At 65.8% G+C, this 15,025-nt stretch carries 20 protein-coding genes; all 20 read right to left on the bottom strand.

Features of this window, described 5'->3' with window-relative positions; genetic code table 11:
- Positions 1-12: 12 nt before the first annotated feature.
- On the bottom strand, positions 13-1,947 hold the full coding sequence (locus KJP30_RS10030) for a phage tail protein (RefSeq protein WP_218448998.1): 1,935 nt from the start codon (positions 1,945-1,947) through the stop codon (positions 13-15).
- Complete coding sequence (locus KJP30_RS10035) at positions 1,940-2,332, bottom strand: DUF6950 family protein (RefSeq protein WP_218448999.1); 393 nt, start codon at positions 2,330-2,332, stop codon at positions 1,940-1,942. The genes KJP30_RS10030 and KJP30_RS10035 overlap by 8 nt, the downstream gene beginning before the upstream one ends.
- Complete coding sequence (locus KJP30_RS10040; RefSeq protein ID WP_218449000.1) at positions 2,332-2,913, bottom strand: hypothetical protein; 582 nt, start codon at positions 2,911-2,913, stop codon at positions 2,332-2,334. The genes KJP30_RS10035 and KJP30_RS10040 overlap by 1 nt, the downstream gene beginning before the upstream one ends.
- On the bottom strand, positions 2,910-3,650 hold the full coding sequence (locus tag KJP30_RS10045) for a hypothetical protein (RefSeq protein WP_218449001.1): 741 nt from the start codon (positions 3,648-3,650) through the stop codon (positions 2,910-2,912). Before KJP30_RS10045 ends, KJP30_RS10040 begins: the two co-directional genes overlap by 4 nt.
- Positions 3,647-5,923, bottom strand: coding sequence for a phage tail tape measure protein (locus tag KJP30_RS10050; protein WP_218449002.1), 2,277 nt, complete (start codon positions 5,921-5,923; stop codon positions 3,647-3,649). Before KJP30_RS10050 ends, KJP30_RS10045 begins: the two co-directional genes overlap by 4 nt.
- On the bottom strand, positions 5,913-6,074 hold the full coding sequence (locus KJP30_RS10055) for a hypothetical protein (protein WP_218449003.1): 162 nt from the start codon (positions 6,072-6,074) through the stop codon (positions 5,913-5,915). The genes KJP30_RS10050 and KJP30_RS10055 overlap by 11 nt, the downstream gene beginning before the upstream one ends.
- Before the next feature lie 161 nt (positions 6,075-6,235).
- A complete protein-coding gene (locus KJP30_RS10060) occupies positions 6,236-6,577 on the bottom strand; it encodes a hypothetical protein (RefSeq protein WP_218449004.1) in 342 nt (113 codons plus the stop codon).
- Positions 6,577-7,020 (bottom strand): phage tail protein, encoded by a 444-nt coding sequence (locus tag KJP30_RS10065; RefSeq protein WP_218449005.1) that lies wholly within the window; start codon positions 7,018-7,020, stop codon positions 6,577-6,579. Before KJP30_RS10065 ends, KJP30_RS10060 begins: the two co-directional genes overlap by 1 nt.
- 40 nt (positions 7,021-7,060) lie before the next feature.
- A complete protein-coding gene (locus KJP30_RS10070) occupies positions 7,061-7,414 on the bottom strand; it encodes a hypothetical protein (RefSeq protein ID WP_218449006.1) in 354 nt (117 codons plus the stop codon).
- Entirely contained in the window at positions 7,414-7,548 is a 135-nt protein-coding gene (locus tag KJP30_RS25080; protein ID WP_281421415.1) for a hypothetical protein, read from the bottom strand. The genes KJP30_RS10070 and KJP30_RS25080 overlap by 1 nt, the downstream gene beginning before the upstream one ends.
- Positions 7,548-8,012 (bottom strand): hypothetical protein, encoded by a 465-nt coding sequence (locus KJP30_RS10075; protein WP_218449007.1) that lies wholly within the window; start codon positions 8,010-8,012, stop codon positions 7,548-7,550. Before KJP30_RS10075 ends, KJP30_RS25080 begins: the two co-directional genes overlap by 1 nt.
- Positions 8,009-8,347 carry a head-tail adaptor protein gene (locus KJP30_RS10080; RefSeq protein ID WP_218449008.1) on the bottom strand — a complete coding sequence of 113 codons (339 nt, stop codon included), beginning with the start codon at positions 8,345-8,347 and terminating at the stop codon, positions 8,009-8,011. Before KJP30_RS10080 ends, KJP30_RS10075 begins: the two co-directional genes overlap by 4 nt.
- On the bottom strand, positions 8,344-8,916 hold the full coding sequence (locus KJP30_RS10085; protein WP_218449009.1) for a head-tail connector protein: 573 nt from the start codon (positions 8,914-8,916) through the stop codon (positions 8,344-8,346). The genes KJP30_RS10080 and KJP30_RS10085 overlap by 4 nt, the downstream gene beginning before the upstream one ends.
- 6 nt (positions 8,917-8,922) lie before the next feature.
- The gene (locus tag KJP30_RS10090) at positions 8,923-9,156 is read right to left on the bottom strand and encodes a hypothetical protein (protein WP_218449010.1); all 234 of its coding nucleotides are present in this window, start codon (positions 9,154-9,156) and stop codon (positions 8,923-8,925) included.
- Between the two features lie 95 nt (positions 9,157-9,251).
- Entirely contained in the window at positions 9,252-10,544 is a 1,293-nt protein-coding gene (locus KJP30_RS10095) for a phage major capsid protein (RefSeq protein WP_218449011.1), read from the bottom strand.
- Positions 10,545-10,557: 13 nt separating this feature from the next.
- Positions 10,558-11,403 carry a head maturation protease, ClpP-related gene (locus tag KJP30_RS10100; protein ID WP_218449012.1) on the bottom strand — a complete coding sequence of 282 codons (846 nt, stop codon included), beginning with the start codon at positions 11,401-11,403 and terminating at the stop codon, positions 10,558-10,560.
- Positions 11,404-11,416: 13 nt separating this feature from the next.
- Positions 11,417-11,578 carry a hypothetical protein gene (locus KJP30_RS10105; RefSeq protein WP_218449013.1) on the bottom strand — a complete coding sequence of 54 codons (162 nt, stop codon included), beginning with the start codon at positions 11,576-11,578 and terminating at the stop codon, positions 11,417-11,419.
- Positions 11,565-12,809, bottom strand: coding sequence for a phage portal protein (locus tag KJP30_RS10110; protein ID WP_218449014.1), 1,245 nt, complete (start codon positions 12,807-12,809; stop codon positions 11,565-11,567). The genes KJP30_RS10105 and KJP30_RS10110 overlap by 14 nt, the downstream gene beginning before the upstream one ends.
- Positions 12,806-14,542 carry a terminase large subunit gene (locus tag KJP30_RS10115; RefSeq protein ID WP_218449015.1) on the bottom strand — a complete coding sequence of 579 codons (1,737 nt, stop codon included), beginning with the start codon at positions 14,540-14,542 and terminating at the stop codon, positions 12,806-12,808. The genes KJP30_RS10110 and KJP30_RS10115 overlap by 4 nt, the downstream gene beginning before the upstream one ends.
- Positions 14,543-15,016 (bottom strand): hypothetical protein, encoded by a 474-nt coding sequence (locus KJP30_RS10120; protein WP_218449016.1) that lies wholly within the window; start codon positions 15,014-15,016, stop codon positions 14,543-14,545.
- Between the last annotated feature and the right edge of the window lie 9 nt (positions 15,017-15,025).

Here is a 15,025-nt window from a genome sequence, read left to right on the forward strand (position 1 = left end):
GCTTTGTATTCCTTAAACTACGGTAAGTGCGTGCGGCCCGTCAGGCGGGCCGAGACTGTCAGCCGACCAGGGCACGAGGTAAAAATCCGCCGCCCCCGTTGGCACGCCCGCGAAGGTCAGCGAAAAGATGCCGCCCGCGCTGACGGTTTGCGCCGCGCCCACTGGCTGCGCCGAGGCAAAGCCCGCGCCAGCAGACGCGCGGTACAGGCGGATCTGCGTATATTCCGCGTCGGGCGGCACGTCCCCGTCCGCGTCCACTTCGCCAGTGCTGGCGCCGAGGCTCAGAACCACGTCTTCCAGCGGCTCAAGCGGATCGACAATTTCCAATTCGTCCGTGGTTTCGTCCCAGTCATAAAAGGTCGAAACCTCCTCGCTGGCAGAGATCGGGACGCGCATCGCCACGCCGCTGCCGTCACCCCCGCCCGCCCCGGACAGCCACAGTCCGGGGTCCGCGCTGGTCACGCGATACACCCCACCCATGTGCGCCAATCCGTCGAGGTCAACCGTGAGCGTGCTGCCGGGCAGCAGGTCAAAGGCCGAGGGCGGCGCGGTGCAGGACAGCATTTTCTGCGCCTCCAAGCGGCGCGCCTCGATCAACTGGATACGCCGCGCCTGCGACGCGCTGGTGACCATGCCCAGGTCGAGCGCGCGCTCCTCGCCCGCGCCATCGCGGACCGCAACCGATGGCAGTTCCGCCGTCTCCCAAAGCCGCTGCGGGCGGGTGTAGGATGCCACCAGCCGCCGGGGAATGTCCCGCCCGCGCTGCATGGTCGTAAACTCGATAGGGCTGTCGTCCAGAACGTCGCTCAGCGTATAGCCCGGCGCTGTGTACTCGCCGGGGTAATAGCCGATCTTGCCGCCCGCGTAGAACAGCCTCCCTGCCCCGGCCCGCTCCAAGGGGCGCAACTGGCTGTAAAGCTCGCTTTCGGACCAATTGATCACGCCGGAAACCTCGTAGCGCGCTTCGGCTCCGCCGTTCAGCAGATCAATGGCCTCGTCGGCAACGTTGGCGGCATCCTCAAAAAGGCTCAGGATGATCTGCGTGTCGGGCCATGGCTGCGCCGGGTTCTGCCGGATAGCGTCCAGCAAGCAAAGCGCTTGGTTCCTGCTAAAGGACCATGTGGCCGGATCGTCCTTGTCCTGCGCCCCGTCCCGCGGATCCCAGACCCTGCTATAATCCATCACCACGTCAAAGGCGGGTGAGCGGGGATAATTGGGCCAGCGGTTCGGACGCTTTTCCAGCCCATCGGTGCCGCCGCCGCCGGTGTTCCAGCGATACCAGAGAACCGTCAGCCCGGTCCCGGCGTCGTTTTCTGTGAAATACCCCTCGGCCTCGTCGAGGATCCGCTGCGGCGGTTTCGTCTGGTCGCCCAGACCGATCCAGACACGCAGGAAATCATCGGTCAGGAAGCTACTGAAATCCTTGGGCTTGATGCTGTATCCGTCGCTGTCGAAATCGAAGGGATCGCCCTGCGTGTAGACCGGATCGCCACCACCGCCGAGGCCGAAGGTGTTGCCGATCTCTGCGGGCAGCGTAACCGGGCGGCTGTCCACGAAGATTTCCAGATCCCCGCCCTCGGACGGGCGCGACGACAGGATTACGCAGCCGTAGACCACCTTTTTGTTCGGCTCTACCGTCCCGCGATAGAAGCGCAGCGGCGTGCCCGAGGCCATCGTGCGGCCATAGGCATAGCGGATTTCCGGCTGGCTGGTCGGCTGTTTCAAGACTTGCCTTTGCCGAGACTGGCTGGCTGTCGGGATCCGCAACGCCGACGCGCCAAACGCGATCACAGCCCCCGCCGCCAGCACGCCAAGCACGTTCGCGGCCACACCTCCAAGGCCCGCCGCCGAGGCCCACATGGCGACCTGAATTGCAATCCCGCCAGCATCCGCAACGCTTGGCCAGACGGCCAGCGCCAGCAGGGAAATCACCGCTGCACTACGCATTCCACGACTCCACGACAGACGCGGGCGGCAGGATCAGAACGCCGCCCTCGGTTTTGACCCACCAGCCGCGCGAAAACCGCACGCCAAGAGCCGCGCCGAAACCGCGATGATGGCGGCCCTCGGGCATGGTCACGACGCCAAACTCGCCCAGATCGCCCGCGCCCTCGACCAAACCGGCCCGCGCCGCGCAATCCCGCGCGACCTGCAACAACCCGCCGCCGGACCTGACCAGCCGCAAAGCGCCGGGGAGGTCGGAACAGGCTCCGCGCAGAGAGCGCATCGGGTCGATGCCATGCCACCGTTCGAAGGCGTCACAGGCCGCCGTGCAACAATCAGAAACGCCCCACCCGAAGGGGCGGGCGTAAATATCCGCAATGTCCCGCATCAGCTTTCCTGATTTTCCACGCCCAGCACGAAAGCCGCCTCGACCCCCGCCGCATGGCGCAGCAGGGTGTCGCCCGGATGGCTGCGCTGGTGCTGCTCAGAGGTATGGAACAATCCGCTTCGCAGACGCTGTGACGGCCCCGTTGTCGCGCCAAGCCGCAATGAACGCGTGCGGCCAAGGTCAGAGGCGGCGATGCTTTCGCGCATCTGGTCGCCGCGCCCTCGAAAGATTTCCTGCGGCGTGCCTATCAACGCAGTCCCGGCCCGTTGCGTGACAGCGCCGAACCAGACCGCGCAATCGATGTCTCGCGCGTCCTCGGTGACAAGCGATGCCAGATCATCGGGCACACCCACCAGCGAGAATGCCGCCGTATCCGCCGCTGTCCCACGCTGTTCCGCCGGAAGCGCGATGCTTGCATACCCCGCGACGCCCGCCCATGTCTGGCCGTCAAAGGAAATGTCGCCCACGCCGGAATGCGCGTAAACCGGATCACTCGGCCAATCGACAAAGACCAGAAAGACCGGGAAAAAGAACGGCTTGCTGATCTCGGCCAGCAGGGCGCTGTCAACGTTGCGGCTCACCATGGGTCAATCTCGTTAAAGCTGCCGGAAACCTCGTCTTCGAACACCTCGCGAAACTTCCAAGTGTAGAACCACTGACCAGAAACCGGGACCATGGCGCGCGGGTACTCTATCGGGAAAAAAACCGCTGTGTCTCGCGTGCCGATGCTCACGCGCGCGGCCGTGGCCGGGGTCAATGGTCCGAATGTCCTGATCGTTGCGGCGCCGACAGCATCCGTGGTCGCCATGGCGACGATCTGCACAGTTTCGCCTGTGTCGTGCACCGTCAAAAACTCCCCGGGCCGGGCGATGATCACGCCCGGCGGCGCGCCGGTGACCGAAACTGTGTCAAAGCCGAGCCCATCGGTTCCGGTAGTCCCCTCGATATACCTGCCGGTGATCCAGATTACGGCACCGCCGGCATCCTCCCAGGTCACGGCACCGCCGGCATCCTCCCAGGAAACCGCTTGCGATTGCCGGTAGTCATCGGCGCCGATGCTTTCGCGGTTGATCTGCCACGAGTAGAGCCGCACAGCGTGCTGCCCCGCAAGCAATCGCTTGAGGATTTCCATGTAGCCGGCCCCGGCCTCGCTTACATCCACGCCGCCCACGGTCACGGTTGCCAGCTTGCGCGCGCGCTGCGTGGCGCTGCGTAGATCTCGGCCGGTGATCAGGCTGCGCGATTGCTCGACCGGATCAATGCGCGTCCACTCATGAGCAACCGCCCCCACCGGCGGCCACGCGTAGACATTCGTCATCCGATTGGCTCCTCGCGGGCGGTGGCATAGGTGGCGCGCACCGCCTCGGAAACGATGCCAGGCGCGGCGCGACCGACCGCGGCCTGCGCCTGACGGGCAACGTAGGCCACAAGCCGGCCGTCATCATCCACCGAAACCCGCACGTCTACGCCCTGGCTCGCGCCTTGCATCTTGCCGTGCGGGATGATCCGCGCCGGCCCCACGACAGCTTCCGGGCCAGCTTCGCCGGCAATCCCCCACTCCCCGGCGCCGAGCGTGCCCCCCTTGGCGAAGAACCCTTTGAAGCCGCCAAAAAGGCCACCGCCGCCGCCGCCGCCCAAAAGACCGCCAAACAAGCCGCCAATCAGGTTTCGAATACCGGATGCGATCAGATCATTTGCGATCTGCCTGAACACCCCGCGCAAAGCTGCGCCCATATTTTTGCCCTCCAGGATTGCTTGCGCCATCGCGTCGGAGATTTGCCCGACATAGCCCTCGAGCTGCGACGGCCCGGCGGCCTCGACGGCCTGATCCATCGCCGCCGTCGCCATTTCCCCGGCGGTGCGCGCCGCCGCCGCAGCCTCGCCGGCTTTCTGGCTGATCCCGATGCGCGCGCCGTTCATCAGGTCGCGGCCGATCTGCATGAACACCCGCGAGGGCGAATGACTGTCAACCGTCTCTTTCGCGACCCCGATCAGCCCGGTGAAGGCGCCCCGGATCGAGGCTTTCGCCGCCTCGATCTTTTCCGCGATCCCGAGCCTGATCCCCTCCACCAAGTCGGTCCCGAGCTGCTTGGCCGCGGCGATGATCGAGGCGGCCATTTCACCAATGGCCGCCACGATCTTAGGGCCAATGCCCTTCACGTATCTGACCGCATCCCCGACCATGGCCTGAACGCCGGTGGAAATGTAAATTCCAATATCCATGCCGGCGCGCGTCAGCACCGCACCTTGCGCGGCGATCCCTGACTTGATCTTGGTGACCAGATCACTGCCCAGCTTTGTGAAACCCGGGAAAGCCTCAGTGAATTTTGCCTTGATCCCCGAGATCGCGGTGATCACAGAGGTGGCACCGCCTAGAGTAAACAGGTCGAGCGCCGAGATCGCGCTTTGCGTGGCGGCTTCAACCACCTGCTTGAGGCCGCCCATGACGGCCGAAAAATCGCCCTCGATCAGCGCGCGGTAAGTCTCGAGCCCCGCGCGCAAAGCCAATTCGCCGGCCGCAAAATTGCGCCGCGCCGCATCTGCCATCCCTGCGCCGATTTTCTGGCCCGCGGCACCCACCTTTTCGAGCGCCTGCGCGGTGGCGGGATAATCGCGCTTGATACCGTCCCAATTTGCTACAACGTAACCGGCCGCCGCGGCCACCGCCGCCAGGCCGAGGATAACAAGGCCGATTGGCGACGCCAGCGAGGCCAGGCCCGCCGCAACAAAACCCAGCCCAATAGCAAGCGGCCCCACCGCCGCCGCCAGGGCCGCGGCCCCGGCGATGATCGCTTTCATGCGGGGGTCAAGTGCAGAAAACCGCGCCGCCCATTGCGCCAGGGTTTCAGCAATGCGGTTGAGCGCCGGCGCCAGTGCAACCGCCAACTGGTTGCCCAGGCCGCGCGCCACCAGGCCCAGGCCCGAGATCGCATCATTTGCGGTTTCGATGGCGTCCGCGTCCACCTCGGACACGACAACCCCGAACTTTTCCATCTCGAGGCGCGCCGCTTCGATTGTCGCGGCGTCCAGGCGCCCGGCCACCAGGCCCGCGCGCGAACCGAAAAGAGCCATCGAAACCGCCGCCTGTTCCGCCTCGGGCACGGTTTCGGAAATCGCCTTATTGATCGTGGCGATCTTTTGGTCGAGGTCCATTTTCGCCAGATCATCGGCGCGGATCCCCAACCGTTTCAGGGCATCGGCCGCCGGGCCTTTGCCCGTGGCGGCCACCTGGGAAAGCCGCTTTGTGAGCTGGCGCGAAACTTGCTCGAGCTCGCCCTGCGAAAGGCCGGCGCGATCCGCTGCACGTGCAAGCACCTGCACCGCCGCCGTCGAGGCGCCGAGGCTCTGCGCCATCTTGCTTTGCGCATCAATCGTCGCCATCGAGCTTTTGACCGCCGCGCCGGCGATCCCGACAATTGGCAAAGTCACGCGCGTTGTCATTTTGCGGCCAATGCTGCCCATCTTGTCGGCCGCGGCTTTCATCGAACGTTGCAGCCCGTTCATGCTCGATTGTGCCCGCTTGGCGCCGCGCTCGAATGCGGCGCTGTCCAGGCTCAGGAGGGCGCGCAGCGCGCCGATTTCAACTGCCATGCTTTTGCCCCGCCTTTTTCGTGTCGTGCGCCACCTGCACCGCGCGCCGGATCGCCGCGATCTCGCCCTCGACGCCAGAGGCGCGCGGCGCGAAATCGATCAGCTTGGGCGCTGTCGGGTAGTCGCTTGGTTGGTGATAGCCCTGGGCCACAAAGCGCCCGATGAGCCAGGCCTGCGCGTGATCGCGATAGGCCGCGCCGCGCAGAATATGATCGATCTCGCGCGGCGTATGCCCCCAGAGCGCGGCGGGGTCTTGCCCCGCCGCGGTCCAATGTTCGAGGAGGCGCCCGAAGTCCTGGCGCCGTCCATCTGTTACTTTTTGCCCTGGGGGATCGGCTTTCCCGGCGCCGGCGGCGCGGCATCGGGAAAGGCCGCCTCGCAGGCCTCTTCAAAGGCCGCCATCCCTGGCACAAGGCCCACCTGATCGAGGAGATCGAAAGCGGCCTCCTCATCGGCGCCGCGGCCGCCGTCCATGAGCTCGGCAAACACACCCACCAGGCCGGCAAAAGAGGTGCCGCCCTCCTCTGTCGTCATGCCGTCGAGGATCTTGTCGATCCCCTTTTTGTGCTTGCGCTCGAGCCGCACAATCGCGCGGGCCGAGAGCTTCAACACCGTGGCGCACTCCCCCGCGCCAAGGGGCACCTCGCCCAGCATCAGGCCGAGGCCGCGGTGAAGGTCGCCACGCCCGAGCGCTTGATCGTTGCCGATACCTCGGCCACGCCCTCAACCTCGCGCGTGCCGCCGGCCAGCTCGACAAAGCCCTTGTATTCGTACCGCGCGCCGGTGGCGGTGCCGTCCTCGGTCGCGAGCGTATGGCGCCAGTCAACCACCGTTCCGGCCACCTCGAGCGCATAGAGCGCCGCGTAATCGTCGGAATTGAAGTTGAAGGCAAAAGCCACGTCCTGCGGATCGCGCAGGCCCGGCGTGTATTCCTTTGTCCGGTTGGGCGAACTCATATGCGTGCGCTCGATCTTCTCGACCGCGTGCGCGGGCACGTCGCAGGTTTTCAGCTCGGCCACCGCGTTCCAGGTCGTGCCGCCATCCTCGGACCATTCCAAGGCATCGCCGTAACCGATTGTCGAAACACTTTCAGACATTCCGTTTCCTTTTCACAGATTGCGGGCCGCAGCCCGCGGTTTAGTCCCGATGCACAATCGAGAAGATCAGCGAGCGGCGCGCCAGGATCGAAACGTCTTTGCGCTCATCGTCGCGCACCAGTTTCAAAAACGCGCCCTTGATGGCGCCGCCGCGATAGCCGGAAAGCACCGCCTGCACCTCGCGCGCCGCGCCGATGGCTTGGCCGGCCGTCGCGCCGTAGCAATCAATTTGAATGCGGCTCGACACCAGGCCCGGCCCGCGTTGCGTATGATCCTGATCGCCGCCGGTTCGGAAGATCGCGGCGCGCGGCAGGCCGTCGCCATCGCCCAGCGATCCCCAGGAAATCCGCCAGGAAATCGCGGCCTCGAGGAGGGCGATCAATTCCTCCTCCATCACGCCGCCCCCACGCGAAAGAACACCCGCAAGGGCAAGCCGAGGCGCAGCCCCGCCCAAAGCATCAAGAGGCCCGCAAACCCCAGGCACCGCCACCAGCGGCGCGGCGCAATGCGCAAGGTAATCTCTGCCATCATTTCCCCTTTGCTGCGCGCCGCTTCATTGTCCGTTCGATCTCGGCCCATAGCGCTGCGCCAAGGCCCTCGATCATTCCGTGTTTGTGCATGTCCCAAGCCGGCCCGAGCATCGGAGACGGCGCCACCGCGCCGACATATTTTCCGCTTTTGTGCTGGCGCGGGCCGGTGCCAAATTCGATCAGGTGAGCCTCTGGCGTGCCGTTCATGCCGCCCGGAGCCCCTACATAGAGCGTTGAAACACTGCGCGAGGCGCGCGGGCCACGCTGCCCGCGGGCCAGTCGCGCCGCGACCCTGAAAACGTCCTCACTCGCGCCCGGCCAAAGCGCGTTTGCGGTGGCGGCAACCGGCTTGAGCTCGGCCCGCATGGCACGGCGCGCAACCCCCTTGGCCGTCGAGGCCGGAAGCTCGGCAAGCGCTTTCTCGATCTCGCGAAACCCCTTGGCCTGCATCTTGACTTTCACGGCATGGGCCCCTCGACCACAACCCAGACAAAGGCCCGGCCCGTCACCGCGTCCACCTCCTGCACATCCCAAAGCGTGCCCGCCGGCAGGAACCGCGCGCGCCACCCCACCTTGATCGAGCGCGCGCCGGTGCCGGTGCGCAGCTTGATCTTGACCGCCTGGCGGCCGGCCTCGCGCGCGGCGGCAACCGCATCGGTGCCGCGCTGATAAATCAGCTCACCGCGGGTTTCGTGCTGCACCTCCCAAGGCCCGGCCACGTCCTCGCCAAAATCGTTGCGCGTCACGGTCGGCGCCTCAAACGCCAGACGTTGCCGCAGCGATCCGGCGCCGCTCATGAGAACACCCGGAACGGCGCCAGGAGATCCGCCGCGCCCAGGGGCAAAGCCGCGAGATCGCCCTTTTCGACACCCTCGCGATGGCGGAAATAATGCGCCGCCGTCAGGCGCATGGCTTGCAGGATCGGCGCCGGGATCGCGGCCGCATCGGTATAGCCGGCGCGGAAATCGATCTGCACCTCGCCGCCCTGGGCCGAGGCCGGCCACGCGGCGCCAAAGGCCGGCGCCGCGTGGTGGCGCCCGGCGATCCGCATCAAGCGAAACGCGCCAGGATCGAGCGCGGCGAGCGATCCATCGGCTTGCGTGTAGCGCACCGCCTCGATCTCGATCACCGGCGCCAGAGGCAAGGCGATCTCGCAGGCCGGAAAGCCGGCCAGCGTCAGGCGCCAGCTCTGCGGCAGGAGCGCGCGCCGGGTATAGCCCTCGACATAGACGCGGGCCGCGGCCGCCTGCGCATCGATCAGCCCATCCTCATCGGTTTCCCCAGGCTCGAGCCGGAGCTGCGCGCGCAGGGTCACATCGGCCGAGGTCAACACCTCGGCCGCCGGTGGCGTCAGTTGCTCGAGCATCGCCGCTTATTCCGCCGGCTTTTCGGGCTTGTCGGCCGCGGGTTTCGCCGGCCCCCCGGTCCCGGCTGGATCGCCAGCGGGATTAGCGGCGGCCGTGAGCGCGTCAACCTCTTCTTGCGTGAGCCTCTCGGCAAAGCCGCGCTTGATGTAGTGCGCGAGCGCGGCTTTGGTTTTCGCGTTGGGCTCATAGATCACCCCCGCGTGAAACGTGCCGGCATCGCCGGTCTGCGTGCGCGTCATGCGCACAAATTTTGGTGCTGCGGCCATCGGTTTTCCCTTTCATGGCGGTTGCACCTGGGGCGAGATCAGGCCGCCCCAGGCGTCACGGTTTCAGATCAGGCGAAAGTGAAATCGCCCGTAACCAGCGAGGCCCCGCGCTTGACCGCCAGGGCAACCCGCTTGCTGCCCTTCATGGTTTTCATGCCGTCCACGAAATTGGTCCCGTGTTCGCTCGAGATCAGGATTTCATTTTCCTGGCGATCATAGAGCGTTGCGGCCATGAACATGGCGCCCACCAGCCAGGAACCGGCCGACATGCTGTTGCTTTCGACCACCGGCAGGCGCCACAGGCGCGGCCCCGCCGGGCTGTCCGCGTTGCCAATGACAAACCGGCCGTAATCGTCCTTGGTCAGCTCGATAGCCGTCCAATCGGTCGGATTGAGCACCATGGCATCGGCCGCGTAATCGTTCAGCACCACTTGCAGCATGGCAAGGCGCAGCCGCTCGATCCGGTTGGTGTTCGGCAAGCCCGCGGCGGCCGAGAAGGCCGTGGCCTCGGTGATCAGCCCCGAGAGGTTTTGACCGGTGCCGTCACCGGCGAGGATTTGTGTCTCCTCTTTCAGATCGAGGCCATAGCGCAATTCACCGTCAACGGTCGCTTGCAGGCCCACCACATCCGCGAGCGCCTCATCGGAGAGGTGCACCACATGCGAGATTTTGCGCACCACCGCATCGGCCTTGGTCCAGCCGTAATCCGAGGTCGGCGCGGTGCCGCCCTCGGCCACCATGGCCGCGGCATCGGTGCGCGTGGTCTGCTTGAGGTACTCGCGCGAATTGGAGCCGATCGGCACCACGTCGAGGAGCGAGCGCAGGAGCAAGCGCCGGCGCGGCATGTTGACCGGCGCCGCCTCGCGTTCGGACCAGGCCGCGCCCGAGCCGTCAACGGTCGTGATCGCCGCTTGCGGCTTGTAGGTCAGCGAGCCGGAAAGGCCGCCGGCAACATAGGCTTTCAGCTCGTCAGAGCCGGCAAATTCGGCACCCACGGTCTGCGCGCCCTGGGCGCCGCCGGCGCCGCTTGCGGCGAGCTGTTCCACGTCCAGCGTGCGCGCCTCGAGCGCCTCGAGCTTGCCCTCGAGCTTGGCCTGCGCCTGCGTGGCCTCGTTGAACTTGGGCATGATCTCATCGATCTTTGCCTTCAGCTCACCCGAGAGCGTTTCGCCCTTTTCGGCCTTCTGCACCGCCGCCTCGGCCGTGCGCATCACATCATCGCGCAGGCCGGAAACAGAGGCTTTCACCTCCGCGAGCATCTGCGCCACGTTGCCGGCATCGGCGCGCGGATTGCCCAGGACGCCGGCAGGCGTGTTTGCCACCATGGCCGCGGCCATGACGTTGAACGGAATGCGTTTCATTTTGGTTTCCTTGTCAGGTTTTCAGATCGGCCAGGAGCGCCCGCACCTCGGCCTCGAGATCGGCCGCGCCAGGCAAGCCGATTGCGGCCGCGCCAGGCTGGCCGCCTTTCAAATCGCGCAGGATCTCCCGCGCGTCATTGCGTCCGATGCCGGCCCGCGCCGCCACCAGGTCAAAGCGTTTTTCTGCGCGGATCGCCTCGGCCGCCTGGGCATCAGCCCCGGCCCGCGTCACCGCCTCGGCATCGAGATAGCCATCGGCAAAGCCGAGCTCGATGGATTTGGCCGCCGTCATCCAGGTTTCGCGATCCATCAGCCGCGCGATCTCGGCCTGATCCTGGCCGGTGCGCGCCGCGTAAACCTCGGCCATGGCCGTATCGAAGGGCTTGAGCCACTCGGCCACCTCGGCAAAGGTGTTGCGGTTGCCGGCGGCCACCACCCAGGAATTATGCACCATGAAGAAAGCCGAGCGGCCGATCAGCACCTCATCGCCGGCCATGGCGATGATCGAGGCGGCCGAGGCCGCCAGGCCCAGGACATGCACGCGCACCGGCCCCCGGTCGCGGGAATGCTGCCGCAGGAGCTCATAGATCGCGCCGCCCTCGAACACGTCGCCGCCTGGGCTGTTGATCTTGACAGTGACCGCGCGGCCGCCGATCCGGCGCAGCGCGCCCTCGATCCGCTTGGCCGTCACTCCCTCGCCCCACATATCGGCACCGATAGGGTCGAGGATCGAGATCGAGGCCTCATCCTCGGCCGAGGCGCGGATCGCCGCGTCCCAGCGCTTGATTGCGCCCGAGGTCACATCGGCGCGCACGTCAGGGCGCGCGCCCAGGGTCAGCGGTGGCATATTGTCGGGCATGTCGTAAACACTCCTAAAGTCTGTCGAGGGCATGGCGCGGGTAGGCGTAGGCGATCCGCCCAAGCTTGCGCATACGCCAGGCGCGCAGGTGCGCGGTGATCGGGCCGCAGCCATTGGCGCGGAAAAGCAAGGCCCATTGCCAAAAGCTCATGGGGCCGGGATCACTCGCCGCCATTGCCGGGTTCCCTTCCGGTCAGATCGCGCAGCGGGGCAAGCGCGGTTTGCGCGAGAAGGGCATTTGCCTGCGGATCGCCATGCGGCTCGAGGCCCAGCACCTCGCGGCGCTCGTTTGCGCTCATGGTGCCGCTTGTCGCCATGGCCGAGAGGTAAACCCCCTTGGCCTTGCTATCCATTTGCAGCATGGCCTCGCGGTCATACTCGACAAACCATTTCCCCCGCCGCTCGGGCGGGATCACATCGATATTCAGCCGCGCCTCGTTGCGCTTCAGAATCGGATTGATCCCGGTGCGCAACCAGGCCAGTTGAATAGCCTCGACGCCGGTGCCCCACATGGTCTGCCCTTTGCCGGCGTGGCCGATCACAACCGGCGGCGTGCCAAACCAGCGGCAAATTTCCTCCACCTGAAAGGCGCGGGTTTCGAGGAGCTGCACATCCTCGGGGTTCCACTGCACATCCTTCCACTCGAGGCCCGCCTCGAGCACCATGGCTTTCCCGGCCTTGTCCGATCCGGCAAAGCGGCCGAGGTGCGCGGCGAGCTGCGCGCGCTGATCCTCGGTCAGCGTGTCCTTTGATTGCAGCACGGCCGAGGGCTGCATCCCGTTCACAAACACCCGCGCGGCGGATCGCTCGGCCGCCAGGGCGGCGCCGAAACTCTGCGTGCCGTAGCGCACCGCCGAAAGCCCGAGGCCGCCACCCACGCCAAAGCCGCGCAGGTGCAACACCTCATCGGCTTTCAGGCGATAGCGCCGGCCCTCCTCGCGCAGCTCATACTCGAAACCGCCCGCAACCCGTTTCGGGGTCACATCGAGAAGCGGCTCGAAACCCACCGTGCGGCGCCCCACCTTGAGCCGGCGCGCGTAGGCATTGCCGCCGATGAGCTGTTGCGCGGTCATGCCTTCCCAAAACTCGACGCCGGTTTGCGTGGCGTTGGGCTGGCGAAAGGTGATCGCCTCGATCTCGGGCTCGATCCGCCGGCGCCGGCCATCGGCCGACACCTCGAAAACCCGGCAGGGCAGCGATGCCACCAGTTGCGCATTGGCCGCGGTACAAGCCCAGGCCGTCGAGAGGTTCATGATCGTCTCAGGGCTCACCACCGGCCCGGCATCGGATTTGCGGCCAAAGCCGGAAAGCGGCGCGGCCTGTCCGCTCACCACCTGCCAGCCCCCGCCGGCCGAGGCCAGCTCGGCCCGGATGCCACGCATTGCGGCCGAGAGAAAACGGATCATGCAATCACCACCATATTCGAGATCACCTTGCCCAGGTCGCGGCGCGGTGCCGCCTGCGGATGCAAGCTCATGAGCTGAAACGCATTCAGCATCGCGATCACCGGATCGATCTTGGCCGAGCCAGCCTCGGATTTATCCATCATCACCGCGGCCGTGGTCGCGCGCACCCGCGCATTGCCCACGCACCAGGTCATAAGCCTTTGCCCACCGTGCACCAGGCGCTTGTTTTTCAACATCACCGGCGCGCTCTGGATCGCGCCCTTGAGCTTGTAGCCCTGGCCCACCGCGACAACGTGATCGGCATCGAGGCCCTCACCCTCGAGGGCATCGAGGATCGCGGAAACGCCGTAGGCATCAAAACCCAGGCCGCCGGCCTCGGGAAACAACCCCAAGTCATACACCTGGCGACACAGCGTTGCGATCTCGAGATTTGCCTCCTCGAGGTCATCCACCAAGATCAGATCCCCCGAGGCCTCGAGCTCCTCGAGCTCGGCCGCGATCTTGGGGCGCAGCCCCAGCACCGTGCGGTCTGCCCAGGCACGCGCCCAGGCCTGCCAGCGCTTGGTTTTCGCGTGGCGCCCGATCAGGGCGAAGCCCAGGAGATCATCGAGGCCGCCGCCGTCGAGGCCGCCCACCACCACCTCGGAGGTCTCGAGGATATGCTCGAGCGTGAGCTCGGGCCGCGCCGCGCCAAGCCAATAATCTGCGCCCAGCCATCGGCCGGATTTGAGGCCGAGGCCCACCTGCACGTTGAGATGTTGGGAGGCAAATTTTGCCAGCGCCTCGATCCCATCCTCCTCGGCCTTGGTGAATTGCTGGCGCAGGAAGGCCTCGGACACCGAAAGGCCGAGGTTTGGATTGACAAGGCCCCAGGTCGCCGGATCGCGCCAAGCCTCTTTTTCCGCCATTTTGGGCGGCAGCTCATACATGACCGCCAAGAGCGGCAGCTCGAGCTTTCCATCCCGCACCGCGCGGGCGGTGTTCAGCTGCTTTTCGAACTCCCCTGTCGGGCGGTCCTTGCTCTGCGTCGTGATCTGCAAAACAAAGCCCTCGGGCCGCGAGGTCAGCCCGCCGCGCAGCTCGATCATAATATCCGCCGCCTTGGCCTTGGACAAAAGCACGTGGCTTTCATCGATCAGCACAAAGGCCGCTTTCGATCCCGTCACCACGTCGCCATCAGCCGAGAGGATGCGGATCACCGCCCCGGTCGTTTGATGCGTGATCTCCTGCTTGTGAGCGGCAACCTTGAAGATGCCGCCCTCGGCCCCCATGCCATCCGGCCCGCCGAGAACCGGATCGAGGCGGATAATCCCCTTTGCTTGCTTAAAGGCGATCCCGGCGATTTTCTGCGTCGGCGCGATCAGGACAAGCTCGTTTTCCGGCCGGTCGTTTAGGATCGCGGCCGTGACGATGATCGCCGCCGCAATCGAGCTCTTGCCGTTCTTTTTCGGGATCAGGAGGAAAAACTCGCTGATCATCCGTTGCCGGGTTTCCGGGTCGTAACTGCCAAAGATGGCCCGCACGAAATCGAAAACCCACTCCTCGCACACCTCGCCATAGGTCGGGTTTTCGTAAATGTCGGGCACCCGCAGGCGCTTGAAAATCCGCAGCGCCTTGTCGGCCGAGGCCGCAAAAAGCGGCAGCTCGGGCACCAGCGAGCGGCCCTCTAAAAGGCGCTCCTCCCAATCCGGCAGCGCTGTTGACCAGACGCCCCCCGCGACCGATGCGGCCATTTAGTGAATGCCCGGCGAGAGGTCGCCGCCCCATCCCTCTTGCGCCGCGGCCTCGGCCGCCTTTTTCGCCGCCGCCTTTTTCCCGAGCTTGGCAGCCGCCGGCTTCTCAGGTGCCGCCGCGGCCGCGCGCGTTAGCTGCTTTCGGTCGAATTGCTCGACCATCTTTTGCAACTGGCGATCCGCGCCGACATTGCCGGCGAGCGCCTGAGTCGCCAGGGTTTCGAGCCGCGCCAGGTCAAGCCGCGTGCGGTGCATGTCCCGCATTTTGAGCTCGGAAAAATAATGCTTGCGCAAAGTCGGCACCGATACCCCGAGCCCCTTTGCGATTTCCTCGACGCTGAGGCCCACCGCACAGCCCAGAATTACCCGGTTTGCCGCGCTTTGGCTCCTCTGGTGAGCTGGCCGCCCACGGCGCCCTGAGGGCATCACCGTGAGCTCCCCGAACAGGTCGCGGGTCGGTTTTTCATCGCTCATGAAAAAAAA

The sequence above is a fragment of the Antarctobacter sediminis genome, assembly GCF_019218285.1.
Classification (GTDB): domain Bacteria; phylum Pseudomonadota; class Alphaproteobacteria; order Rhodobacterales; family Rhodobacteraceae; genus Antarctobacter; species Antarctobacter sediminis.